At 34.4% G+C, this 24,321-nt stretch carries 23 protein-coding genes and 1 other RNA gene; 11 read left to right on the forward strand and 13 right to left on the reverse strand.

What is annotated here, in order from left to right; genetic code table 11:
• Position 1: 1 nt before the first annotated feature.
• Positions 2–3,952 (reverse strand): DUF6923 family protein, encoded by a 3,951-nt coding sequence (locus VNJ50_RS06690; protein WP_325580236.1) that lies wholly within the window; start codon positions 3,950–3,952, stop codon positions 2–4.
• 476 nt (positions 3,953–4,428) lie between these two features.
• On the opposite strand from VNJ50_RS06690, the gene VNJ50_RS06695 reads away from it, so the two are divergent.
• The 4 genes from VNJ50_RS06695 to VNJ50_RS06710 all read left to right on the forward strand — a co-directional run bounded on the left by VNJ50_RS06695 (position 4,429) and on the right by VNJ50_RS06710 (position 8,648).
• Positions 4,429–4,914 carry a phosphoglycerate mutase family protein gene (locus VNJ50_RS06695; RefSeq protein WP_325580238.1) on the forward strand — a complete coding sequence of 162 codons (486 nt, stop codon included), beginning with the start codon at positions 4,429–4,431 and terminating at the stop codon, positions 4,912–4,914.
• 140 nt (positions 4,915–5,054) lie between these two features.
• The gene (ppk1, locus tag VNJ50_RS06700) at positions 5,055–7,115 is read left to right on the forward strand and encodes a polyphosphate kinase 1 (RefSeq protein WP_325580240.1); all 2,061 of its coding nucleotides are present in this window, start codon (positions 5,055–5,057) and stop codon (positions 7,113–7,115) included.
• A 3-nt stretch (positions 7,116–7,118) separates the two neighbouring features.
• Entirely contained in the window at positions 7,119–8,027 is a 909-nt protein-coding gene (locus VNJ50_RS06705; RefSeq protein WP_325580242.1) for a Ppx/GppA phosphatase family protein, read from the forward strand.
• A 93-nt stretch (positions 8,028–8,120) separates the two neighbouring features.
• The gene (locus VNJ50_RS06710; protein WP_325580244.1) at positions 8,121–8,648 is read left to right on the forward strand and encodes an outer membrane beta-barrel protein; all 528 of its coding nucleotides are present in this window, start codon (positions 8,121–8,123) and stop codon (positions 8,646–8,648) included.
• An 86-nt stretch (positions 8,649–8,734) separates the two neighbouring features.
• On the opposite strand, the gene VNJ50_RS06715 is transcribed toward VNJ50_RS06710, so the two are convergent.
• The 3 genes from VNJ50_RS06715 to dnaX are packed head-to-tail and all read right to left on the reverse strand — an operon-like array spanning position 8,735 to position 11,714.
• Positions 8,735–9,316, reverse strand: coding sequence for a tRNA-(ms[2]io[6]A)-hydroxylase (locus tag VNJ50_RS06715; protein ID WP_325580246.1), 582 nt, complete (start codon positions 9,314–9,316; stop codon positions 8,735–8,737).
• 59 nt (positions 9,317–9,375) lie between these two features.
• Positions 9,376–9,936, reverse strand: coding sequence for a hypothetical protein (locus VNJ50_RS06720; protein ID WP_325580248.1), 561 nt, complete (start codon positions 9,934–9,936; stop codon positions 9,376–9,378).
• 53 nt (positions 9,937–9,989) lie between these two features.
• Entirely contained in the window at positions 9,990–11,714 is a 1,725-nt protein-coding gene (gene dnaX / locus VNJ50_RS06725; RefSeq protein WP_325580249.1) for a DNA polymerase III subunit gamma/tau, read from the reverse strand.
• A gap of 259 nt (positions 11,715–11,973) precedes the next feature.
• Between dnaX and rnpB the strand changes: the two genes are divergently transcribed.
• Positions 11,974–12,328, forward strand: an RNA gene (rnpB, locus tag VNJ50_RS06730) — RNase P RNA component class A.
• A gap of 55 nt (positions 12,329–12,383) precedes the next feature.
• Here the strand turns inward: rnpB and VNJ50_RS06735 are convergent.
• Genes VNJ50_RS06735 through VNJ50_RS06745 form a run of 3 tightly spaced genes read right to left on the reverse strand, consistent with a single transcriptional unit; the run spans position 12,384 to position 14,471 of the window.
• On the reverse strand, positions 12,384–12,932 hold the full coding sequence (locus tag VNJ50_RS06735; RefSeq protein WP_325580251.1) for an RsmD family RNA methyltransferase: 549 nt from the start codon (positions 12,930–12,932) through the stop codon (positions 12,384–12,386).
• The gene (locus VNJ50_RS06740) at positions 12,932–13,741 is read right to left on the reverse strand and encodes a DUF3822 family protein (RefSeq protein WP_325580253.1); all 810 of its coding nucleotides are present in this window, start codon (positions 13,739–13,741) and stop codon (positions 12,932–12,934) included. The genes VNJ50_RS06735 and VNJ50_RS06740 overlap by 1 nt, the downstream gene beginning before the upstream one ends.
• Positions 13,742–13,745: 4 nt before the next feature.
• On the reverse strand, positions 13,746–14,471 hold the full coding sequence (locus tag VNJ50_RS06745) for a hypothetical protein (protein ID WP_325580255.1): 726 nt from the start codon (positions 14,469–14,471) through the stop codon (positions 13,746–13,748).
• A 204-nt stretch (positions 14,472–14,675) separates the two neighbouring features.
• Between VNJ50_RS06745 and VNJ50_RS06750 the strand changes: the two genes are divergently transcribed.
• From VNJ50_RS06750 to VNJ50_RS06775, 6 genes are all read left to right on the forward strand, one after another.
• Positions 14,676–16,112 (forward strand): ATP-dependent DNA helicase, encoded by a 1,437-nt coding sequence (locus tag VNJ50_RS06750; protein WP_325580257.1) that lies wholly within the window; start codon positions 14,676–14,678, stop codon positions 16,110–16,112.
• A gap of 107 nt (positions 16,113–16,219) precedes the next feature.
• Complete coding sequence (locus VNJ50_RS06755; RefSeq protein WP_325580259.1) at positions 16,220–16,780, forward strand: DUF4126 domain-containing protein; 561 nt, start codon at positions 16,220–16,222, stop codon at positions 16,778–16,780.
• 45 nt (positions 16,781–16,825) lie between these two features.
• On the forward strand, positions 16,826–17,554 hold the full coding sequence (gene kdsB / locus VNJ50_RS06760) for a 3-deoxy-manno-octulosonate cytidylyltransferase (protein ID WP_325580261.1): 729 nt from the start codon (positions 16,826–16,828) through the stop codon (positions 17,552–17,554).
• A complete protein-coding gene (locus VNJ50_RS06765; RefSeq protein ID WP_325580263.1) occupies positions 17,545–18,264 on the forward strand; it encodes an HAD family hydrolase in 720 nt (239 codons plus the stop codon). Before kdsB ends, VNJ50_RS06765 begins: the two co-directional genes overlap by 10 nt.
• Positions 18,265–18,282: 18 nt before the next feature.
• Positions 18,283–19,365 carry an iron-containing alcohol dehydrogenase family protein gene (locus tag VNJ50_RS06770; RefSeq protein WP_325580265.1) on the forward strand — a complete coding sequence of 361 codons (1,083 nt, stop codon included), beginning with the start codon at positions 18,283–18,285 and terminating at the stop codon, positions 19,363–19,365.
• Position 19,366: 1 nt separating this feature from the next.
• On the forward strand, positions 19,367–19,918 hold the full coding sequence (locus VNJ50_RS06775; protein WP_325580267.1) for a 1-acyl-sn-glycerol-3-phosphate acyltransferase: 552 nt from the start codon (positions 19,367–19,369) through the stop codon (positions 19,916–19,918).
• Positions 19,919–20,454: 536 nt separating this feature from the next.
• Here the strand turns inward: VNJ50_RS06775 and VNJ50_RS06780 are convergent.
• The 6 genes from VNJ50_RS06780 to VNJ50_RS06805 form a co-directional block, all read right to left on the reverse strand.
• A complete protein-coding gene (locus VNJ50_RS06780; RefSeq protein WP_325580269.1) occupies positions 20,455–20,670 on the reverse strand; it encodes a Txe/YoeB family addiction module toxin in 216 nt (71 codons plus the stop codon).
• Positions 20,649–20,855 carry a DUF2683 family protein gene (locus VNJ50_RS06785; RefSeq protein ID WP_325580271.1) on the reverse strand — a complete coding sequence of 69 codons (207 nt, stop codon included), beginning with the start codon at positions 20,853–20,855 and terminating at the stop codon, positions 20,649–20,651. Before VNJ50_RS06785 ends, VNJ50_RS06780 begins: the two co-directional genes overlap by 22 nt.
• A 697-nt stretch (positions 20,856–21,552) precedes the next feature.
• Entirely contained in the window at positions 21,553–21,918 is a 366-nt protein-coding gene (locus VNJ50_RS06790) for a PadR family transcriptional regulator (RefSeq protein WP_325580273.1), read from the reverse strand.
• Positions 21,919–22,144: 226 nt separating this feature from the next.
• Positions 22,145–22,867 (reverse strand): YebC/PmpR family DNA-binding transcriptional regulator, encoded by a 723-nt coding sequence (locus tag VNJ50_RS06795; RefSeq protein WP_325580275.1) that lies wholly within the window; start codon positions 22,865–22,867, stop codon positions 22,145–22,147.
• Positions 22,868–23,185: 318 nt separating this feature from the next.
• Complete coding sequence (locus VNJ50_RS06800) at positions 23,186–23,476, reverse strand: 4a-hydroxytetrahydrobiopterin dehydratase (RefSeq protein ID WP_325580277.1); 291 nt, start codon at positions 23,474–23,476, stop codon at positions 23,186–23,188.
• Between the two features lie 55 nt (positions 23,477–23,531).
• Positions 23,532–24,321 (reverse strand): sugar nucleotide-binding protein (locus VNJ50_RS06805; protein ID WP_325580279.1); only part of this gene is annotated, 790 nt, incomplete at its 5' end.

Here is a 24,321-nt window from a genome sequence, read left to right on the forward strand (position 1 = left end):
TTTATTTGGTTGCAACATAGATTGGACCAGCAAACGGTTTCAATCCACTATTTTTTAGGTTAACGATATAGTAATACGTGCCTGTTGGTACATAATTAGCACTTCCTACCGACGCTTTGGATGTAGTTCCGTTCCAGTCATTTTGGTAATCATTAGATTCGTAGATCAAAGCTCCCCAACGGTTGAATATTTGTACTTCATAAGTAAATCCACAGGATTCAACACCGGTAATCGTAAAGAAATCATTCTTTCCATCGGCATAAGTTGTAACGGCTTTTGAAATAACTACATCCTCTATACCACATGGCATTACAACACAGTCGTCAGTTATTTTAATGCTAACCAAAGTTTCGGTTGGGCAATATTCGTCTTCAGTGTTGTATTTGAAGGTGTAGGTGTTTAAAGCCATTTGATATGGATTGAAAATACTACCATCTAATACGACATTTCCAGTAACAACCGACCAAGTTCCATCAGTACTATAATTTCCGCTGAGTAAGCTGAACAAGTCAAAATCAAGGTTTTCATCATTACAAAGTTCTGTACTTCCGCCTTTTACTGAATTTGAGCTGTTAACATTGATAATTTGAGTGTAAACAGATTCGTTTTCACAGTTATCAAATACGGTCCAAGTTCTTGTGATTACATAATCTTCAGTATTGTTAGCCGCAGTTGATGTTTCAGTAAATTCAACTTGGATGTTATTAGAACAAGCATCTTCAAAAACCAATTCTGGAACCTCCGGAATATTATCGCAAGTAATGGTGATTTCGGTTTCATATTCAGTGACCAAGCTCGGTGCTATGGTATCTTGAACATTAATAAGTTGTACACATTCTGATGAGTTCAACACAGTAGTTTCACCTTCATCAAGAATCCCGTTTCTATTGGTATCTAAATATTCAGTAATGGTATAAGTACGTGTTACTGTTTGTGCACATGAACCATTGTCAGCACTATTTGCAGCAGTAATCACAATAATACCACATGAAGAGCTTTCAATAAATCCGTCACCATTGCCAAGAGCTTCAAACTCTGTAATGGTATAATTGGTTTTAGATGGCAGATCACCATAACACTCCACAGTCGATTCGGCAAACGTTGGACAGGTTACCTCAAAAACATTAAGTTTTATGGTAATTGTTGCCGGTTGCGATTCGTTTGTTAAAATATCTTTGATGAAATACTGAACCGAAGCTTCAGTAAAAGTTGCCAGTGGTGTAAAAGTTACAATACCGTTAGCATCTGCGGTGAACGTACCTTGGCCGTCGATAGTTACAGATGTCGATGATTCCAAAGTTACTGGATTAATTAGTGTTACTGAAGATACATCAATAGTATAAGATCCTGCACCATCGTTGGCAAGCACATTTATTAAGGTATCAGCATCAAGAATTCCACATACAGAATCGTCATTAGCGACAGGAAGTGTAATTTGATTTTGACATCTCGCACCATCACCAGGTTGTAGTCCTTCCATGGCTCCACTATAAAATACAGCTGTAATACCACCAGATTCTGGAGAGGAAATTTTGTAAATATTTCCAGAAGCATTGTTGGCAATAAATAAGTTGCCCATGCTATCCATAAACGCGGTTCCAAAAGAAGTGGTGGTTTCAGCTTCCAATCCAATTAATGTACCTAGGTTTTCAACAACATTTGCAGATAAGTTGTAACGTAAAAGTTCTGGAGAACTAGTACTGGTTACCATATAAATGTTCCCATCTAAAGTGTTATATGTTAAGTCATTTACAGATGCGCTGTAGTTAATCAAGTCGTTGGCAACTAAATAATCAGGGTTTCCAGGGACTAAGTTGATGGATACAATTTTTGAACCATTATATAAATAAAGGTTACCGTTATCGTCCATATCACCAGAACTATAATAACCAGGAGTAAATGATCCTGTAATATCAAAATACTCAATATCTCCTACGGTATCGATTCTAACAATTTTGTTGGTATATTGAAGAAGTCCGTATAAGTAATTATCCAAAATATTGTAACCAATACCGTTGATAAAGCGATGTGGTGATGTGGTGTCTTCTATTAATGGATATTTTACAAGATTTTGAACATTTGTCGCTAAGTTAAGAGTATATAATCCAGTAACATAGTTATCTTGATCATTACCAGTATTGGTAAGGATAAAAGCCAATCCTTCATCACAATTAAATGCTGTTTCTAAGCAGTCAAATGGAGCATCTCCATTAAGGACAATGGTATTGCAGCTATCACCAAATTCAATACTATAGTGTTTTATTGACGCAGGGATTGGATTTGATACCCATGAAAAAGTATTATCGCCGTTATCTTTAAATACTCCCGGAGCACCTGGACCATTAACATTGAATGGTTGTGTTCCGTTTAATTTAACTTCAAGCACATAGTCTGATTTATTGCTACTACATGTTGCAATACCAGAATCTATTAAAGAAATGCTTTGTGACATATTTACGGTTACAGCAAAACGCTCAAGGCTTTCACAACCCGCTTCTGAAGTTTGTGTAGCATAATAGGTCTTTTCCTCAAGTGGAAGCGAAAGACGAAGTGGTGTTGTACTATCTTCACTTGCATACCATTTGATTGAACTTCCTGTGGCTTTTAAATTGGCAATTGTTGGTTCGTTCGAAGAACAAAATTCTTGAACACTTGTACCAGTAGGTGCTATTGTAGTATTAAGTGATACACTTATTGAAGCTTCATTTGATACAATTCCAACCTGATCTTCCATAGTATATGTAATGGAAGCATCAGTAAAAGTGTCTAGAGGGGTGAAGGTCATTATGCCTTTATTATCAACTGTAAAGGTACCTTGCCCAGCAACAGTAACCGTGGTTACTTTATTATTTGTAATAGGATCGATTAGTTTAACTGATGACAATTCGATCGGATAACTTCCAGATCCATCGTTTTTAATTAAGTCTATGATGATATTTTCACCAATAATTCCACAAGCTTGGTCATCAAAAGCATTTGGTGGAACTGACTCATTAGGACAACGTGCACCATCACCAGGAGTACCAAATAAGGTGTTAAATGGTGTTGCATCAAGCCCACCATTGTGCGGTGTTGCTATTTTATAAATATTACCAGAAGCATTATTAGAAATATACATGTTTCCTGCGCCATCCATGAATGCAGTTCCGAAAGAATCGGTAGATTCCCCTTCTAATCCATTTACATTTCCAAGTGTAGATATGGTATTTGAATTAACATTGAATCGTAAAAGTGTACGAGTGCTATCACTGGTTACCATATAGATATTGCCATCAACGGAGTTAAATGTCAAATCATGAAATGTTGCAGAATATACCAATAACGTCTTGGCTTCCATGAAGTCTGGTGCAGAAGGATTTAGATTAATGGCAACAAATCGGCCTTTTCCATAAATATATAGAATGCCATTGTGGTCAACATCACCAGAACTATAATCTCCAATAGAGAAATCACCGGTAATGGTCAAAAACTCAATGTTTCCTAATGCATCTATTTTGGTTATTTGATCTGTACCTTGAAGATGTCCGTAAATAAAATTGTCCACAACATTATAGCCTATACCATTAACAAACTGTGAAGACGTTGTGCTGTCAATTAGCGGATCTTTAATTAAAGTTTGTGTTTTAGTAGCCAAGTCAAAAGAATACAATCCACTAATATTTCCATTCGAAGAGGATTTATTGGTGATGATGTAAACTAATCCACTTCCACAGTTGAAAGAGGTTGACAATGGTCTAGATTGAGGAACGGTTTTAAAAGTACCAAGACTGTACTCATTTAAAACAGCATCGTTCATCATTGCAGTTTTATCAGCGTTTGATCTGATATCTGTAACAGACGGGGACGCAAGCTGTGATGTGGTTTGTCCATTAACAGGAACCACACTTACAGCTAGCATAAAAAATAATACTAAATTTAATTTTAGTAGCATAGGAGTAAAGATTATTTTCATAACGATAAAATTGGAGTTTAAAATCTTAATACATCAGCTAACTTAACGGATGATGAAAAAAAATAATTTAACTTGGAACTTACTTGAGGGAAGGCACTAAAATCAATTAATGCAGTATGGATTAAGAAATTATTTTGATTTGGGGTCATATAATTATAAGCTTGGAACAAATAAAGAGGGATTAGGGATTCAAATCAAATAAAAATGTTAAATCACATATATATTCGTTAAAAGGATGATAATGTTAGGATTTTCGGCAAAATAAGTAGATAATAAGAATCCGTAAACTACATATTAACTTGGGGTTAATTCTAGTTCAAATTAATTTCATCACTTTTATCCTACGCTTATTAAACATATAATCCTAACTTTGGTATTCATGATGCAATACTCTTTTATGATCATTTAAATATGCGTTTTTGGTAGAAATAGTCCTTTTCAATTTGCAGTTGAAAGTGTAGATAATTTAGTAGAATATGAAAACAATTGTGTTGATAAGACATGCGAAATCTTCTTGGGACGAAAATGTCGGTGATATAAAACGTTCCTTAAGCAGTAGAGGTTTTTCGGATGCCAATTTAGTTTCGAAAGCATTTAAAACTTATCATTTTTATCCTGATGCTGTTTATTCAAGTCCGGCAAACCGAGCTTTGACAACCTGTACTATTTTTATGGAAAATTTGGGTCTTCCAACAAACAAGCTTTTTGTTGAAGATGTATTATATGATTTCGGTGGGAATCAAGTACGTCGATTTATAAATAGTTTAGATGACCATTTTGATAAGATCATGATCTTTGGACATAATCATGCTTTTACTTCTTTGGCCAATAGTTTTGGAGATGTATATATCGACAATCTGCCAACTTCCGGTTTGGCCATGATTGATTTTGATAATGATCATTGGAAAGACTTAAGTCACGGCAAAACAAGAATAGTATTAACCCCCAAAGATTTTAAATAAATTTAGTCTTTAAACGACTATTTTGGTCACTTTTGATCATTCAGTTTATCTCTTACAAATCATGATATCTTAATATCGTTGTCTTTATTTTAAGTGATAAATAGAATATATTTGTGTTAAGTAAAATTCAGTAGTATTTCATGGTTTCAGATATAAGTAATAACACATACATCAACAGAGAGTTGAGCTGGTTGCAGTTTAACGAGCGGGTTTTGCAAGAGGCAGAAGACGAAACAGTACCGTTGATTGAACGCTTGCGTTTTCTGGGGATTTTTTCAAATAATTTAGATGAATTTTTTAAGGTAAGATATGCTACAGTTAAACGAATAGACCAGGCCGGTAAAACAGGAAAAAGTGAGTTGGGAGGTATTTCGGCTAGTGAATTGTTAGAAATTATCACTCTAATTGTGATAAAACAACAAAGTGACAGTCTTGATATTTTAGCAAACATCCACAAATGTTTAGAAGACGAAAACATCCATATTGTTAATGAAACCCAAATTGACGAACTTCATCATAATTTTATAAAAAACTATTTTATCCAGTATGTAAGTCCTGCATTGGTTACCATTATTTTAAGTGATATGGTAAAACTTCCAACCCTGAAGGATCATGCCGCTTATTTAGCTGTAAAAATGGTGTTCCCAAATCACCACAGGCAATTTGCACTCATCGAAATTCCTAAAACTATGGATCGATTTGTTGTACTGCCCAAAAAAGGAGATAACCACTATATCATCATGTTAGATGATTTATTGCGCTATTGCTTAGATGATATTTTCAACATTTTTGATTATCAATCAATATCGGCACATATGATTAAAATTACCCGAGATGGCGAATTGGACTTTGAAAGTGATTTGAGCAAAAGTTTCATAGAGAAAATTTCCGATAGTGTTAAACATCGACAAATAGGCGAACCGGTCAGGTTTGTGTACGATAAAACCATTGATGGCGAAACGTTATCGTTTCTTCTGACCATGATGGGCATAGATTCTAAAGATAGTGTTATTCCTGGTGGGCGTTATCACAACCGGAGGGATTATATGGATTTTCCGAGTTTGGGAAGAACCGATTTACTTTACGAAAAAATTAAACCACTTTCTGTTAAAGGATTGAGTTTGGAAGCCAGTATTTTTAACAATATTTCCAAAAAGGATTATCTTTTGCATACGCCTTACCAAACGTTTTCGTACGTTGTTAAGTTTTTAAGGGAGGCAGCGTTAGATCCAAAGGTTAAAACTATTAAAATTACGATTTATCGTTTGGCCCAAATTTCGCACGTGGCAAGTTCATTGATAAACGCTGCCAAAAACGGAAAAAAAGTAACCGTCTCCATCGAATTGCAAGCGCGTTTTGATGAACAGGCCAATATTGATTATGCCGAACAAATGGAAACCGATGGTATCAATCTTTTATTTGGTGTCAAAGGGCTTAAAGTGCATAGTAAGATGTGCGTTATTGAAAGGGAAGAGAACAATAAAATAAAACGCTACGGATTTATAAGTACCGGAAACTTTAATGAATCGACCGCAACACTTTATACCGATTATACGTTGTTTACTGCCGATCAACGAATTTTAAGGGATGTCGTAAAGGTATTTGATTTTTTTGAAACCAATTATAAGATTTATAGATACAAACACATTATAGTATCGCCTCATTATACAAAGTCTAAAATATTTAAGCTCATTGATAATGAAATTCATAACGTTAAAAATGGAAAGCCAGCATTCATAAAAATAAAGCTCAACAGCATTTCTAGCTATATGATGATCGATAAGCTTTATGAGGCTAGCAGAGCAGGTGTAAAAATACAAATGATTATTAGAGGGATTTGCTGCTTAGTTCCTGGTGTAAAAGGTATGAGTGAAAATATTGAGGTCATTAGTATTGTCGATAAGTTTTTGGAACATACCCGTTTATTGGTGTTTTGCAATAATGATGATCCCAAAGTTTATATTTCATCTGCTGATTGGATGTCGAGGAATATAGAAAATAGAGTAGAAGTAACCTGTCCCATTTATGATGCCGATATCAAAAAAGAACTTTTGCATGTTTTTGATATATCTTGGAACGACAATGTTAAAGCACGCCTTTTATCCCATACCCAGGAAAATAAATACAGACGCAATGATCTACCAAAAATCAGATCGCAATTTGCTATTTATGACTATTATGCCAAAAAACTTCAAAATTAGATTATGATAAACATCAAAAAATACGCAGCGATCGATATCGGTTCTAATGCGATACGCTTGCTTATTTCAAATATTATTGAGCAAAAAGGGAAGCCTACTCTTTTTAAAAAAAGTGCCTTGGTTCGTGTGCCTATTCGTTTGGGAGCAGATGTGTTTATCAACCAGAAAATTTCTGAAGAAAATGCTCAGCGGATGATTGACACCATGAATGCGTTCAAATTGCTCATGAAATCACATAAAGTTGTAGCTTACAAAGCGTGTGCAACTTCTGCCATGAGGGAAGCTGAAAATGGTGCAGAAATAGTAAATCTCATAAAAAAGAAGGCTAAAATAAAAGTTGATGTCATAGATGGAGAAGAAGAAGCGGCCATTATTGCAGCCACCGATTTGAATAGTTTTATTGATCAAAGTAAAACTTATTTATATGTGGATGTTGGAGGAGGAAGTACTGAATTTTCTGTGATTCATCAAGGAAAAACAACGGCTTCAAAATCTTTTAAGATCGGTACAGTAAGATTGTTGAATGATATGGTTCAAAAAGAAACTTGGCAAGAGTTGCAAGTATGGATTAAACAAAATACCAAGGATTTTGAAAAAATAAACCTTTTGGGTTCTGGAGGAAATATTAATAAAATTTTTAAGATATCGGGTAGAGCCATTGGAAAACCATTGACCTATTTTTATCTGACTTCTTATTATAATATGTTACAATCCTATAGTTATGAGGAGCGAATTACCCAACTGGATTTGAATCAGGATAGGGCCGACGTAATTATCCCAGCCACCAGAATCTATCTTTCTGCTATGAAATGGAGTAATGCCAAGTATATATACGTTCCTAAAATTGGATTATCGGATGGGATTGTCAAAAGTATATATTTTGAAACCGTTTCGAGTGAAAATTTAGAGTAAACCAACCGTTAATCTCTTTTTTATTGTTACATATCTAAAATTTCGTCATAACAATTAATTTCAAATTATATTCACAACCTCAAATCATGAATTATGAAAAAACTTTTTACTCTTTTATTATTGGTTAGTGTTACAACCTTCTCTTATTCTCAAGATATTAAGTACGGTGTGCGCATTGGTGCCAACGTTTCTAATATGGATTATGATGTAGATGGCATTCAAGAAAATCCTCACCGACTTGGTTTTGTTTTTGGTGGTTTTGTTGATTTTGGTCTAACCGAAACTTTAGCCGTAATGGCAGAATTGCAGTATTCACCAGAAGGTGCAAACTTGCAATATTTTAAAACCGATTATCTTAATTTGCCTGTTATTTTGAACTACAATGTTTTTGGAGGTCTCAAGATTGGCGTAGGACCACAGATTGGTTTGAAAGTACATAAACATAGCGACGGATTTAAAAACCTGGCTTTCTCAGGTGTGGGTTTTGCAGAATATATGATTACGGATGAAATTGGCATCGATTTCCGTTATTTATACGGAATTTCAAATGTATTTGACGATGCTGTAAATCTTGAAGCCAAACAAGGTGTTATGCAATTTGGTTTAAGCTACAGATTATAATAAACCTTAATAATTAAAAAGAAAAGCTCCGAAATTTATCGGAGCTTTTTTTGTACACCATATTAGGCAATGGGATGCACGTTTATTTACCCATGAATCGTTTCTTTTACACTTAAGTTTTTCATGATTTCTGCTTCAAATTCTAACAAATCATTCCATTTTTTATCAACCTCTTCGCGATTGCCATATTGTCTTGCAAAACCTAAAAACATGGTGTAATGATTGGCTTCACTGATCATGAGCTTTCTATAAAATTCTGCCAATTCTTTATCCTGAAGTTCTTCCGAAAGTAATCTAAAACGCTCACAACTTCGCGCTTCAATTAAAGCGGCATAAAGTAAACGGTGGACAAGCTGTGTAGTTCTGCTGCCACCTTTTGGAAAGAATGTCAATAATTCAACCACGTAATCATCTTTACGATCGCGTCCTAAAACCCAACCTTTTTCTAGAATTTTATCATGTACCATTTTAAAATGACTGATTTCCTCCTTGACCAAAGCGACCATTTCCTGAACCAAATCGGTATATTCAGGAAAACTGACAATCAATGAAATAGCGGTGCTTGTAGCTTTTTGTTCGCAATACGCATGATCGGTTAAAATATCTTCTATATTTTTCTCTACAATATTGACCCATCGCGGATCGGTAGGTAATTTAAGTCCAAGCATAATAATTTAATTGATTTTGATGTTTAAAAATCTAGTTACTGTTTTAAATCTCAAATAATTTAACTCTGTTCTTCTATTAGGTTGATAGTTTGATGTCCATCCACATTAACCGACATTCGGTACAATTTATAAGCTTGGTTTCTAGGATTTATAAATGAAATATCTAATACGATGTTGGTTATATTTGATAATTCCTGATTGACCCAAGTGTGTTGTAACGTTGCATGGTCCCAAAACGGATCGGCTACTGATGTCTTAAATTGTTTTGTTGAAAGATGGGTGCTTAAAATATCTTTGGAAGCTATTGAAATATGTATTTCAGATGCAAAAACACGTTGATAATTTATTTTTTTTGAAACTGCATCTGTAGTTTTCGATACTAAAATGTGTTCGTCTAAAAGTGAATAGTTTTTAATATGCACTTTGGTCTTGTTTTCGATAATTGTATCGGTGACAACTTCAGTATAAGTTTCAGGATGATAGGCGATTATCTCAACATTGCTATTTCTTTGGTTGAACTCAAAAACGGCACGTTCCAAAGCTTCCTTTTTGGTTGGTTTACCATTGCAGCTCAAGCAAATTATCGAAATTAACGCAACGAATATTAGGTTGTTTTTCATATGTGATAGCTGATTTTATTCAATAATTTGGAGTCTTAAAAATTGAATGTCAATTAAATATCCAATCCAAACGTTATTCTTAAAAGTTCAATATTTGGATTTTTTTCTTTTAATTTCTCATATTTTTCATGCGGCGAAAAAGCATATTGTTTTGCAACTTGCTCATTGACGTTAATATGTAAAGATAAGTCAAAATTTCGAAGTGTTTTTTTGAGATGTTCCATTAACGGAAACTGCGCGCGTTCCAATTCAATTTTTAGAGATTCGTTGGGGAATGTCATATGAATTTCGGTGCCCTTCAATTTCGGTTTATCCATTTCCAAGATGGAAGCCATTATCTTTTCTCCATTTGCATTTAATAAATCGGTATATGCCTGCCAAGCTGCATAAAAAGCTTCTGGAGTAAATTGTTCCGTTGGTAAATCATTGGGATCAATAACAACTTCTATTTGCTTGATGAGATGCTCTCTTTTGGCCCTAATGCTTTTTAAAGAAAGTCCGGAAGTACGTTTAGAATCGGAATTTAAATCAATTTTAACAACGTTCTGTTGGTACGGATTAGAGGTTTCCGTTTTCGGTGCCTTAGATTTTATTGGTTCTGGCTCTGCAACAATCGCACTTTTTTCTTCAATTTTCGGCCGCGTTACAGGAATAGGCGTAATCCCTTTTTTATTAAAGTAAGATGCCGGAATTATGTAATGTTTGCTATTTTTTTTTTCTCCATCAAAAGTGATAGAGGCAAGCTGCATTAAGGTAAGTTCAACTAATAAACGTTGATTTTTACTGCTTTTGAATTTCAGATCGCAGTCGTTGGCAAGTTCAATCCCTTTTAGAAGAAAATCATATGGTGCTTTTCTGGCTTGTTCTTTGTATTTTATTTTGATATCGTCACCAACTTCAAGAAGTTCTATCGTGAGTTCATTTTGACAAACCATCAAATCCCTAAAATGCGATGCTAATCCGGCAATATAGTGATGGCCATCAAAACCTTTTGATAAAGTGTCATTAAACTGAACTAATAATTCAGGAATTTTGTTTCCTAAGATTAAATCTGTACTTGTAAAATAAGTTTCGTAATCAAGAACATTCAGGTTTTCAGTTACCGCATGTCGGGTAAGTTTATCACCAGAAAAACTGACGACTCTATCAAAAATAGATAAGGCATCGCGCATGGCACCATCTGCTTTTTGGGCAATGATATGAAGCGCATCGTCTTCGGCTTCTATACCTTGTTCTTGAGCAATGAACTTTAAGTATTCCTTAGCATCTTTTACGGTAATTCGTTTAAAATCAAAAATTTGACATCGTGATAGGATTGTCGGAATAATTTTGTGTTTTTCGGTGGTTGCTAAAATAAAAATACAATGTTTTGGTGGCTCTTCCAAGGTCTTTAAAAAGGCATTAAAAGCAGCTTGTGAGAGCATGTGCACCTCATCAATGATGTAAACCTTATATTTCCCAACTTGTGGTGGAATCCTAACCTGATCGGTTAAATTCCTAATATCGTCCACCGAGTTGTTGGAAGCGGCATCGAGTTCAAAAATATTAAATGCAAAATCTTCATCTTCTTTTTCATTGCCATCACTGTTGATCATCTTGGCCAAAATACGCGCACATGTGGTTTTGCCCACGCCACGCGGACCGGTAAACAATAGCGCTTGAGCAAGATGGTTGTTTTCAATGGCATTTAGCAAGGTATTGGTAATAGCCTGTTGTCCTACAACATCCTTAAAGGTTTGTGGCCTGTACTTACGAGCTGATACGACGAAATGTTCCATTTGTTTTTATGATTTTCGAGTGTGCAGTTGTAGATGCAATACTGAAAGAGACAAAGTTAAAAATTCAGTTCTAAATAAGGAATTACAAATGCGGATTTTAGTATTAGTTATCAACAAAACATCCTATAAGTGGTCTTTTGGTACTTTGTAAAGTTGGTAAGGGATAAATAATGAAAAATCAAAAACTTTAGAGTAATTTTGCAACCAAGTAATTCGCCTTATCGCTGAATGTTCAATTTGATTGGACATCTTATATTTTGAATTGAAAGATTCTTTTATGAGATTCCGTTTTTGCGAGCATTTGGAGGAAAGTCCGAACACCATAGTGCAACATAATGGTTAATGGCCATCGGTCGTGAGATCAGGAAAAGTGCAACAGAAAGTATGTACAGGTTATGCTGTAGTGAAACCAGGTAAACTCTATGTGGTGCAATGTCATGTAAACCAACGTCACAATGTAAATTGGGAGCGGGCGGCACGTTCGAAAGTTGGAGGGTAGACAGCTAAAATGTTTTGGTAACAAAACATTCAGATAAATGATAGGGGCTTTTTCTTTTTATAATTTATTTTAAAATAAAAAAGTACAGAATTCGGCTTATAGATTTACTTACTTATACAAGTTCTTCGGTTTTTTTTCGGGGAACTTGTTTTTTTTAGTGAAACTTAGGATTATTCATCCTCTTCCTGTTCAAAAAAACTGAATATACTTCCGCCATAATTTTTTGCATAGCTAAAGTAAGGCAAATGTGAAAGATCCGTTTGTTTGGCGTGTTCCACCACCAGAACTCCGTTTTCGGATAAAAGTTCGTGTTGAAATACCAATTCGGGGATTTTAGAAAAGTCCTCTAAACTGAATGCATAAGGCGGATCGGCAAAAATAACATCCGATTTGAGATGGGTTGTTTCAAGAAACTTAAAAACATCACTTTTTATGGCTGAAATGGGCATTTTGAAATCTTCAGCGGTTTTATTGATAAATTTAACACATCCAAAGTCTTCATCAACACTTGTAATTTGTTCTGTTCCTCTTGAAGCAAACTCGTAACTGATGCTTCCTGTACCGGCAAATAAGTCCAAAACCGATATTTCATCAAAATAAAAGTCATTATTTAAAATGTTAAAAAGCGCTTCTTTGGACATGTCGGTCGTTGGACGAACAGGTAGGTTTTTTGGTGCCGAAATGCGCCTTCCTTTAAATTGGCCTGATATAATTCGCATTAGTCAAAACTGTTTAAAATAAGTAAATGTCGGTGTTTAGAGCAGCCGTCAAGTACTTCGTCATAAGAGTGTTTAATAGTAGGTTCATTAAATTTAACATGTCTAATATAAGTATAAAGCAGTTGGTACAATGCATCATCTTCGGCAATATTACCGGAAAGTTTTATAATCAGGTTTTCGGGATCTAACTTTAACTGTTCTATGCTAAAAAGCACAAAGTAGATAAAATCTTCTTTGGTATAATAATCAAATGTATTATAAAGTTGGAGTTTGTCTTTTTTTACCACGGCCATTTCAAAATGGAATGGCGCAACGTTAAGGTACATTTTATTGTCGGAGCTATTATCTTCAGTTTCTAAAATTTGCTCCAAAAAAATAGTCGATGCATGTTTATATTCAAATTCGCCATACACCTCAAAGAGGTAATTATTGATGTTCACATACGGTACAAAGACATTGACACTCTTATTGACCTCAATTTTGTCGAATGAAATAAAATCGGTTTTAATTATTTTAGAACTGAATTTTAGGTAATCTGCAGCATTGTTTTCTTCAAAAAGCGCTTCTGGAACCAGATTGGAAAGTTCATTTTGAAAAAGTACTAAAACCGCATCAAAAGGTTGGGTTAGGAGGGCGTCATCAGAAATGGTTTTCTGAAGTTTTTCTAAAACAGTCTCAGGAATTAATATGCTTTTAAAATCGATGTGCTTTAAATAATCAATTTTAGAATCAGAACGGTTTAGGATACAAAAAGAAAGTCCACTCAAACTAATTTGAATGGACAGTTCTTTTTTTATATGTGACTTCAAATTATTAGTCTTTTGAATAGTTTTTAGGCCAGTTTCCATTTGTTTTAACTTCCACCATTGATCCTACGGTCAGTGATGGTCCGTTTACACCATCAACCGCTACCACTTGCTTTTCTTTAGCAATAAGGTTTTCATCTTCACCATCAAGTAGAATGGCTTTGTCAACACTTGCTTCAAATACCGGGATATTATCCAACATGCCAGCTTTTAAAGTGAATTTAGAATTTGGTTTTCCAACAGGAACATTCATCATCGTTTTATAACGGGTATCCGCTCCAAATAAAGAGTCTTTAACTGGAACAAAACCTAAAGTATCAATAATTACAATTTCTTTGGTCATTGTAACGCCACCAAAGCGTTTTGTCATTTCTTCATCATGAACGGTTGAGTCTCTACGTTGTGTAATCGTAAATACTCCGTTATCAATAAATTTTACCAATTCGTCAAAGTTGTCTGTGAATTTTCCGTTTACTTGTCTGTATGCTAATTCCGCATCCCTAATGTCTTTCAACTTTTCAATTGCAACGGCATATCGTTTTTCTTTAAGCTCATTAAATTTAATTTCTCCGTAAACAGACATGAAGGTATTGTAGCTAAGAAAAACAATAATTGCCCAAAGTAAAATGTGTAGAATAGGCTTTAATTTTTTTGGAACAAATTTGTCAATCACCCATACGATTCCAATCGTAAGAAGAATAACAATTACAATGGCAAGAATTACTGTTAGCATAGTTTGTGAGTTTATTTTTATAATTGGTCTATCGCAAATCTACAATTTTTTTTTATTCATGAAAACCAAACCCCATAAAAAAGCATAAATTTAAAAAAGTGGCTACAATAAATATTTTTTTTTTACAAAAATACACGTAAAAAGTCGCATTAACCCTTTATAAACCTTACCTTTCCGCTTTTAGACCCATTGACTCTTCTTAAAATGACGCCCTCCGAATTTTATAAGCTTTTACGACAAAAATTTCCTTTTGACCCTACTTTAAAACAAAATATCGCTCTCGATCAGCTTTCTAATTTTGTGTTAAGCACCAATTCGAATCAATTATATCTCTTAAAAGGATTTGCCGGAACAGGTAAAACAAGCATCATCGGCACTCTGGTTTCTAACTTATGGCATATTAAAAAAAGTGCGGTTTTGATGGCGCCAACGGGAAGGGCCGCCAAGGTAATTTCTAACTATTCCGGAAAGGAAGCATTTACAATTCACAAAAAAATATATTTTCCCAAAAAAGACTCCGGAGGAGGTGTCAAATTTGTGATCCAACCCAATAAACATCGCAATACAATTTTTATAGTCGATGAAGCCTCCATGGTTCCCGATTTACCTTCCGATTCTAAACTGTTTGAAAACGGATCGTTGTTGGATGATTTGATGCAGTATGTTTATTCTGGCCATAACTGTAAATTATTGCTTATTGGTGATAAAGCGCAGTTGCCTCCGGTCAATTCTGAATTGAGCCCAGCTTTGGATGCCATGCACCTGAATATGAATTACGACAAAAATGTCGTTTCTATTGAATTGGATGAAGTGGTGCGACAAAATCAAGATTCGGGTATTTTGATGAATGCTACGAATCTTAGAGAGGTTTTGGATGGCGAATTCTACGAGTCGTTTAAGTTTAATCTTAAAGGATACACGGATATTGTCCGATTAGTAGATGGCTATGAAATTATGGATGCCATAAATGATGGTTATTCCGATCAGGGCCATGATGAAACGTTGATTATCGTCCGAAGTAACAAAAGGGCCAACTTATACAACAAACAGATTAGAGAACGTATTTTGTTTAATGAAAACGAACTCACTGTTGGCGATTTTTTGATGGTGGTTAAAAACAATTATTTCTGGGTTAAACCAACTTCTGAAGCCGGATTTATAGCTAATGGCGATCTTATTGAAGTATTGGAAATTTTTTCCATTCAGGAATTATACGGATTTCGGTTTGCCGAAGTCAAAGTACAATTGGTTGATTACCCAAAAATGGCACCTTTTGAGACCGTTTTACTTTTAGATACTATTGATGCAGAATCGCCCTCATTGTCTTATGAAGAGTCCAATAGATTGTACCTAGAAGTTCAAAAGGATTATGAAGATGAAACCTCTAAATATAAAAAGTTTTTAAAAATCAAAAACAACAAGTATTTTAATGCGTTGCAAGTCAAGTTTGCTTATGCCATTACCTGTCACAAATCGCAAGGTGGCCAGTGGCATACCGTATTTGTGGAACATCCTTATTTACCCAACGGCATCGACAAAGATTATCTGAGATGGCTTTATACAGCAATTACCAGGGCGAAGGATAAATTATATTTGATTGGTTTTCCCGATGAGTTTTTTGAAATTGAAGAAGAATTTTAGCTGGAAAATTTTAAACTGTCATATCAGGTCATTTCATTTTTTAACCCTAAATTTAAGCCACTTTACTGAAGTTAACAGATCAATAAGAAACAGATAATGGCAATTGTATGGAAACTATCATTAGTATTTGTCTTGGTATTGGACTTGCCGCTTCCGTTGGTTTTAGAGTTTTTCTGCCTTTGTTTGCGCTAAGTTTGGCATCTTATTTTAATGTGTGGCAACTCAACGATTCCTGGCTTTGGATAGGAAGTCTTACGGCAATTATCACACTTGGTATTGCAACATTGGTCGAAATCTTGGCCTACTATATTCCAGTAGTTGACAATTTTCTTGATGCTATTGCCGTTCCGTTGGCAATTATTGCGGGCACGCTTGTTATGGTATCTACCATGTCCGATTTGAACCCTATAACTACTTGGGCACTTGCTATTATTGCTGGAGGAGGAACCGCAGCGACAATAAAAAGTGCTACAGGTGCATCTCGTATTACCTCAACAGTTTCGACTGCCGGATTTGGTAATCCGATCGTGTCAACCATCGAAACGAGTGCTTCTATGCTCATGTCTGTGTTTGCCATATTTTTGCCAATTATAGCTTTTGTCTTGGTTATATGTGTGCTGTTTGCCATTTTTAAACTTTATAAAAAGATTACACATTCCAAACGATAAATAGTATTAAAAACTTTAATTTTGACCTCTAAGTTTTAATCTAATATGAAGATAATTTCAATGATTCCGGCACGTTATAGTGCCTCGCGCTTTCCAGCAAAATTGATGCAGGATTTAGCAGGAAAAACCGTTATTCTTAGAACCTATGAAGCCACGGTTGCTACCAACTTGTTTGACGAGGTTTACGTTGTGACCGATAGCCAAATTATTCATGACGAAATTGTAAACAACGGCGGAAAAGCCATTATGAGCATAAAAGCACATGAATCTGGGAGCGATCGCATTGCAGAAGCCGTTGAGCATTTGGATGTGGACATTGTGGTTAATGTTCAAGGCGATGAGCCGTTTACAGAAAGAGAAAGTCTAGAAAAGCTTTTGGATGCTTTTAAAAATGACCATCAAAAAGAAATCGATTTAGCCTCATTAATGGTTGAAATTCATGATTGGGAAGAAATAAGCAACCCTAATACCGTAAAAGTCATCGTCGATCAAAATAGTTTTGCACTTTATTTTTCAAGAAGTCCAATTCCTTATCCAAGAGATAAAAATGCTGGCGCACGATATTTTAAACATAAAGGCATTTATGCGTTTAGAAAACAAGCCCTTCTTGATTTTTATAACTTGCCAATGCAATTTATTGAAGCGACCGAAAAAATTGAATGTATCCGATATTTAGAATACGGCAAACGTATTAAAATGATTGAAACTAACGTTCAAGGTGTTGAAATTGATACTCCTGAAGATTTGGAGCGTGCAAAACGTTTATGGAAATAGATTATAAAAATGTAAAAGTTATCGGTTTTGATGCCGATGATACCTTATGGGTCAATGAAACCTATTTCAGGGATGCCGAAATGGAATTCTCAAAATTGATGGCACCTTACGAAACCGCCAACACCATAGATCAAGAACTATTTAAAAAAGAAATAGAAAACCTATCGTTATACGGCTACGGAATTAAAGGTTTTGTGCTATCGATGGTTGAATCAGCATTGGAACTTTCCAATAATTCGATTGGCAACAACGTGATTGAAGCCATTCTGAATATTGGTAAGGACATGCTCAATAAACCCGTTGATCTTTTGGAAGGCGTACAAGAAGTACTGGATACTTTATCCCAAGATTACCGTTTGATCGTCGTAACCAAAGGTGATTTATTAGATCAGGAACGCAAATTGGAAAAATCTGGGCTTTTACACTATTTTCACCATATCGAAGTGGTCAGCGATAAACAAGAAGCAAATTACTCTAAATTATTGAACCATTTGGATATAAAGCCTTCAGAGTTTTTAATGATAGGAAACTCATTGAAATCAGATATTTTACCTTTAATTAATATTAAGGCGAGAGCGATCCATGTGCCATTTCATACCACTTGGATTCATGAGCAAGTCATTGCTAATGAAAATGACAATAAAAAATATAAAACCGTTACTAGTTTGTTGGATGTTCTTACCATATTAGGCAAAAATCCAAAAGACTAAAGATTAAGATTATAAAAAATGATATATAGAAATTATCCAATGGTGTCCAAAGTTGTTTTTGGACGCGGCAGTTTTAGTCAATTAAGCGATATCATTGCGCCAAAACGATTAAATGTTAAAGCGCCATTTATATATTTGGTGGATGATGTTTTTAAAGGAAACTTAAAGTTGACTTCACGAATTTCATTGGCCTATGATGATGAATTAATTTTTATTTCGGCCAATGAAGAACCTAAAACCTCTCAGGTAGATGCTCTGGTAGAACAAATTATATTAAAGCATAAAGACAAACCTTCGGGGATTATTGGTATTGGAGGAGGAACTGTTCTTGATTTGGCCAAAGCCGTAGCCATTATGCTGACCAATACCGGCGAATCTAAAGATTATCAAGGTTGGGATTTGGTAAAGCAACCTGCTATTTATCATGTTGGCGTACCAACTATTTCAGGTACAGGGTCGGAAGTTTCAAGAACAACAGTTTTGACCGGACCAGAAAAAAAATTAGGTATCAATTCAGATTATACGCCTTTTGATCAGGTAGTTTTAGATCCTGAATTGACAAACGGTGTTCCTAAAAACCAATGGTTTTATACAGGCATGGATTGTTTTATCCATTGCGTGGAATCGTTAAATGGTACCTATTTAAATGCCTTTAGTCAGAGTTATGGCGAAAAAGCCTACGATTTGTGCAAGGAAATATTTTATGATAATAGTGGCACTGCCGAAGAATTACAAGATAAATTGATGATGGCTTCTTGGCACGGCGGTATGAGCATTGCCTATTCGCAAGTGGGCGTGGCGCATGCCATGAGTTATGGACTTGGGTATCTTCTAGGCGTTAAACATGGTATTGGCAATTGTATCGTTTTTAATCATCTGGAAGAGTTTTATCCAAAAGATGTCGTTTTATTTAAGAAAATGGTTCAACTTCATGATATCGAAATTCCTGAAGGCATTTGTGCAAATCTTGAAGATTATCAATTTGACATCATGATTGATGTGGCCTTAAGTCTAGAACCGCTTTGGGAAAATGCCATTGGTGAAAATTGGAAAAAGACCATAACAAGAGAGCGGTTGAAAGCATTATATCAAAAAATGTAATATGAGACGGTGCTTGTATAAGTTTATTTATTATAAAATTTTAGGCTGGAAATTGGCAGGCAATATTAACTTTTCAAAAGACACTGTTAAAAAGGCAGTCATCATTGCAGCGCCCCATACCAGTTGGCACGATTTTTATATAGGAGTTTTATTACGAGGTATAATTGGAGTCAAATCCAATTTTGTAGCTAAAAAAGAATTGTTTAAATGGCCTTTTGGCTATTATTTTAAAGCAATTGGCGGTGCTCCCTTAGATAGACGTCCTGGTCAGAATAAAGTAGAAGCTATTGCTAAGTTATTTGAAAATAGAGAGGAGTTCAGGTTGGCTTTGTCACCGGAAGGCACCAGAAAAAAAGTGAATCAGTGGAAAACAGGATTTTATTATATTGCCAAAAAGGCAAATGTGCCCATTATCATGTTTACGTTCGATTTTGGGAATAAACAAAATAAAATATCAGAACCTTTTTATCCTACGGATAACCTAGAAGCAGATTTTGAATATATGCACAGCTTTTTTAAAGGTGTCAAAGGAAAAGTATTGACAAATTCCTAATATATTTATGCTATCTGACAGCAAAGTCAAGGTCTTTTGGCTTTGGCATGCAATTTGGTAAAAGATTGCCGCAGATGGCTAGTGAAACATAAAGTAAACATTTTTTTGTCCCTAAAGAGAAACATTGGCCATCTTGCAGATAATAAGCTTTCAGCTTCAAAACCCCGTGTAATAGCGGGGTTTATGCGTTTTTATAAGTTTTTTACATTTTATTTTACATCAAGTTTTAGCTTTTTTTATGCGAAAACATGCTAAATATATGCTATAATTGTATGTAAAATGTATGTAAAATGATCGCCACTATCAAGCTTATTACTTCGCAACGTCAGTCAAAAAATGGATATCCAATAATTGTAGAACTTTTTGAATCCGTTAAAAAACGACCTCGAATATCTATCAAATTGCAGGATAAAGCACATAAAAAGATTGTGAAGATGGTAAAGTAATTAGGTTAAAACTTAATAACCTGTTTATTTATCCAAATAATGTCCCATTGCAGAAAGGACAATAACGGTAACTACATCGTCTTGTACTTCTTAAATTATACGATCCTTTTGGTTAATTCTACGAGACCATAATCCTGAAAGGTTGTGCTTTAATTGTTCGGGATTTCCTACTCCAGTATAAGGGTGAGTTTCAAAATCTTTAAATATGGATGTGATTTTTTTAATAGTAGCCTGATTGCCTGCTTTTTTGTGCTTTTGTAAGTCTTTTTCAGCCGTAGGACGTATTATGATTTTATACTTTGCCATAGGTTTTCAGCGGTAACAACTTTTCCTGTTTTTTCGGAACGGGCTTTACTGATTTTTTTTACAAATTCAGCATTGTACGGACTTTTTTCTGACTCTTCTATAGTTACAAAAGACAGTTTTTTAAGGTACTCTATAAGTGCCTTTGCCTCTTTACTACGTGTGTCTATTTTTACTAATAATGGCATAATTCACGCATTTTGATTTACAAATATACAAAACCCTAAACGATAAATAAACCTAAGTGTACTCATAATAAAGCGTTGCACCAACTAATGCACAACGTTTTTATATTTTAATTGAAACTTCTTCAAATTTATTTCAGCTTTTTTGATTATTACGAGGCATCTGTTTTTTAATTAACATCTTTAACTGGTTTAGCAATATCTATTAAATGTAATTTCTTTTTGAATCGTAATATGTTGATGTTTATTGTAGTATTATCTGCTATTTTTATTATTCGAACAAATCAGTTTTATTAAGATTGTTTATAGAGTTTTTTCTTGCCCATAGGAAGAAAATAAAATGTAGAAGTAATAAAATCCCCCAAATTATTGCAGTAGAATGTATAGTTTCAATTTTTTCGTAGTGCGAATTGAAACTGAAGACAAACCACAGCTCAGATATTATATTATGGACTAAATATGTCGTTAAATGGAATCTAAATCCAACGTCAAATATTGGCAAATATTCTCCATCTTTTTTCCTGAAATACCATCCAGAAGAAAACATTAAAATACCATAGAATAAAGCCGCCAGGATTATAATCATATAAGATTCATTACTAATCCCGTAACTCAGGCAGTATCTAAATATTATGGTAAATAATATTGTTGTCAGGGCAAATTTTAAGAGGAACGGTGTTATGTGTTATTGTTTTCATTTTTATGATTTTAATAGGTTTCTAATTTCTTCATAATAAAATAATTTAATATTTCTGTTTACAAACTGGTTAAAAAGTTCTTGTCCCAAATCAGTCATATAATAGTATTTTCGCTTAGGTCCTTTGTTTCCTTCACCTAATTCATGTTTTAATACATCGATATGTTCGTATTTTCTCAAAGCTCGATATAGACTTTGTTCTTCACATGTTATTGTTCCATTGGATTTTGTTTCTACAAACTCTTTAATTTCCTCAACATACTTTTTGCCTTCTTGCATTGAAAGAAAAACCCATAATGTAAGCTGTCCTTTTTTGTAGGTATCCTCCCAAGACGATAAAAGTTCATTTAGTTTTTTTTCACTTCTCATAGTGCTTCATTTGTATTATACAAGTTGTATAATACGAATGTATTAATTTTAATTATTCTACAGTTATTTTTATTTCATCAAATATTAGCTTTTGCTAGTTTTATATATTGATAAATGATGTGATTCTTCAGGTTATGTGGTGTTCAGCACCAAGGGAAGGTTTTAGGAAAGAGAAATGCCAACGATTTACTGTTGGCATTTTATAGTTTTAAAATTGAAGTAGCAATTACTCTTCTGTCAATTCTTCCATCGTGTGATATACGTTCTGGACATCGTCATCTTCTTCCAAGCGTTCTAAAAGTTTTTCAACATCTAGAGCTTCTTCGGCAGATAACTTTTTGGTGACTTGAGGAATGCGTTCAAATCCTGAGGATAAAATTTCAATTTTACGTTTTTCCAATTCTGATTGGATGGCTCCAAAACTTTCAAAAGGTGCATAGATCAAAATACCGTCATCATCCATAAAAACTTCTTCAGCTCCAAAATCGATGAATTCCAATTCCAACTCTTCAGGATCAAGACCTTCTGCATTGATTCTAAAATTACAAGTGTGATCAAACATGAATACCACCGATCCCGAAGTGCCCAAGCTACCATCACATTTATTAAAATGGCTGCGCACGTTGGCCACCGTTCTCGTATTATTATCGGTTGCAGTTTCAACCAAAATGGCAATACCATGTGGCGCATAACCTTCAAAAAGGACTTCTTTAAAATCACCCAAGCTTTTATCAGAAGCTCTTTTAATAGCACGCTCAACGTTGTCCTTAGGCATGTTTACGGCCTTTGCGTTTTGTATCACAGCTCTTAGGCGTGCATTAGTATCCGGATCTGGGCCTCCATCTTTTACGGCCATCACAATGTCTTTACCAATACGTGTAAAGGCTTTACTCATTGCTGACCAACGTTTCATTTTCCGTGCTTTCCGAAATTCAAAGGCTCTTCCCATTATACTAAGTTCTAAAAATTAAAGTTTAAAATTATTTATTTTGATTCGAAAGTTGTTCAAATGAATCACCGAGACCCATTTCTTCAAATTCTGGCAAATTTAAGAAAAATCAAAACATTTGTGCGCTCTACCAATTTAAAAACTTGAAACCGATTAATTGCCAATTTAAATTTTAACGGCCATTTATTTTTGAAGGATTTCTTTTCTTTCTTAGCTGTTTGTCATGTTCTCTTAGCATCATCTTATCATAGATTTTGCACAAATATCATTCTATTGGGACAGCTTCATCCCTTTAAGACATGGAATAAAAAAAATATTCTATTCTTCAACTTCAACAATAGACTCAATGGCTTCGGCTAACTTAAAATCCTTTTCGGTTACGCCCTTTGCGCTATGTGTGGACAATGTAATGTAAAGCATATTGTAGGAATTTTTCCAATCCGGATGATGATTTAATGCTTCACATTCAAAGGCAATTCTGCTCATGGCACTGAAACAATCCTTAAAGTTGTCGAATTCAAATTCGGCATGAAGGGCATTGTCATAATATTCCCAATCAGGAAAATTCAATAGTTTTTTTTCGATGACTTCATCAGATAATACAGACATAATTATAATTTTTTAGATGATTAAAATTATTGATTTTAATTGACAAATTCTAAAACTAAGGCTTATAATTGATGTAATTATCCAATTCTTCCAAAAGCTCATTACTGGTCATATGAAGGTGTTTTGGAAGTTTATTGGCTTTTGGCATCACCGCAAGATAACGGTCTTCATTGGAGGTATATACCATTTTAAAACGAACTGATTTTGAAGTCATTAAAGCCACAATTTCCTTTATGAAATCGTCGTGATGTACCAAATCTGAACTTCCCAAATGAAAAACCCCGTATTTATTTCGGTTGATGATGTAATGGATTTGCTGTGTTATCTTAAAATCTGTCGTGACATTCATGATCAAATTTGGAAATAATTCGATAGATTCTATGTCGCTAATTTGTTGTTTAATTTCTTTAATGCGTGGTGATTGTATGCCAAATACCATAGGAAGTCTAATAATTGCAACCTTATGTTTTGGCAAGCGTAAAAACATATTTTCAATTTTAATCTTGAAATGGCCGTAAATACTTTCACTTAAAGTTTTGTCGTCTTCATAACTTGGATATTTGCTATAGGCATCAAAAACATTGGCGGAAGACAGGAAAATAATTTTACAGTTTTGAGATTGTACATATTCTGAAATATGCTCATGGGTAATGACCTGTGCGTGAAAATTGCCACGTAAGCAAGAAATGATAATTGAAGGTTGAAGCACTTCTAAAATTTCAAAAATGTCATCTTCTTCAATGTTGAAATGGAAAAAGTGTTTATTGTTTTCGTATGGTTTTTTTGAAGTATGATACGTACCAAAGGTTTTAAAATATGGACACAATTCCTTATACAAAGCATTT

It is taken from the genome of Gelidibacter sp., assembly GCF_035577925.1.
Taxonomy (GTDB): Bacteria; Bacteroidota; Bacteroidia; order Flavobacteriales; family Flavobacteriaceae; genus Gelidibacter.

Excerpts from the sequence above, each read along its gene's own strand:
- VNJ50_RS06690 (WP_325580236.1), bottom strand. The coding sequence starts at position 3,952 with ATGAAAATAATCTTTACTCCTATGCTACTAAAATTAAATTTAGTATTA.
- VNJ50_RS06695 (WP_325580238.1), top strand. The coding sequence starts at position 4,429 with ATGAAAACAATTGTGTTGATAAGACATGCGAAATCTTCTTGGGACGAA.
- ppk1 (WP_325580240.1), top strand. The coding sequence starts at position 5,055 with ATGGTTTCAGATATAAGTAATAACACATACATCAACAGAGAGTTGAGC.
- VNJ50_RS06705 (WP_325580242.1), top strand. The coding sequence starts at position 7,119 with ATGATAAACATCAAAAAATACGCAGCGATCGATATCGGTTCTAATGCG.
- VNJ50_RS06710 (WP_325580244.1), top strand. The coding sequence starts at position 8,121 with ATGAAAAAACTTTTTACTCTTTTATTATTGGTTAGTGTTACAACCTTC.
- VNJ50_RS06715 (WP_325580246.1), bottom strand. The coding sequence starts at position 9,316 with ATGCTTGGACTTAAATTACCTACCGATCCGCGATGGGTCAATATTGTA.
- VNJ50_RS06720 (WP_325580248.1), bottom strand. The coding sequence starts at position 9,936 with ATGAAAAACAACCTAATATTCGTTGCGTTAATTTCGATAATTTGCTTG.
- dnaX (WP_325580249.1), bottom strand. The coding sequence starts at position 11,714 with ATGGAACATTTCGTCGTATCAGCTCGTAAGTACAGGCCACAAACCTTT.
- VNJ50_RS06735 (WP_325580251.1), bottom strand. The coding sequence starts at position 12,932 with ATGCGAATTATATCAGGCCAATTTAAAGGAAGGCGCATTTCGGCACCA.
- VNJ50_RS06745 (WP_325580255.1), bottom strand. The coding sequence starts at position 14,471 with ATGCTAACAGTAATTCTTGCCATTGTAATTGTTATTCTTCTTACGATT.
- VNJ50_RS06750 (WP_325580257.1), top strand. The coding sequence starts at position 14,676 with ATGACGCCCTCCGAATTTTATAAGCTTTTACGACAAAAATTTCCTTTT.
- VNJ50_RS06755 (WP_325580259.1), top strand. The coding sequence starts at position 16,220 with ATGGAAACTATCATTAGTATTTGTCTTGGTATTGGACTTGCCGCTTCC.
- kdsB (WP_325580261.1), top strand. The coding sequence starts at position 16,826 with ATGAAGATAATTTCAATGATTCCGGCACGTTATAGTGCCTCGCGCTTT.
- VNJ50_RS06765 (WP_325580263.1), top strand. The coding sequence starts at position 17,545 with ATGGAAATAGATTATAAAAATGTAAAAGTTATCGGTTTTGATGCCGAT.
- VNJ50_RS06770 (WP_325580265.1), top strand. The coding sequence starts at position 18,283 with ATGATATATAGAAATTATCCAATGGTGTCCAAAGTTGTTTTTGGACGC.
- VNJ50_RS06775 (WP_325580267.1), top strand. The coding sequence starts at position 19,367 with ATGAGACGGTGCTTGTATAAGTTTATTTATTATAAAATTTTAGGCTGG.
- VNJ50_RS06780 (WP_325580269.1), bottom strand. The coding sequence starts at position 20,670 with ATGGCAAAGTATAAAATCATAATACGTCCTACGGCTGAAAAAGACTTA.
- VNJ50_RS06785 (WP_325580271.1), bottom strand. The coding sequence starts at position 20,855 with ATGCCATTATTAGTAAAAATAGACACACGTAGTAAAGAGGCAAAGGCA.
- VNJ50_RS06790 (WP_325580273.1), bottom strand. The coding sequence starts at position 21,918 with ATGAGAAGTGAAAAAAAACTAAATGAACTTTTATCGTCTTGGGAGGAT.
- VNJ50_RS06795 (WP_325580275.1), bottom strand. The coding sequence starts at position 22,867 with ATGGGAAGAGCCTTTGAATTTCGGAAAGCACGGAAAATGAAACGTTGG.
- VNJ50_RS06800 (WP_325580277.1), bottom strand. The coding sequence starts at position 23,476 with ATGTCTGTATTATCTGATGAAGTCATCGAAAAAAAACTATTGAATTTT.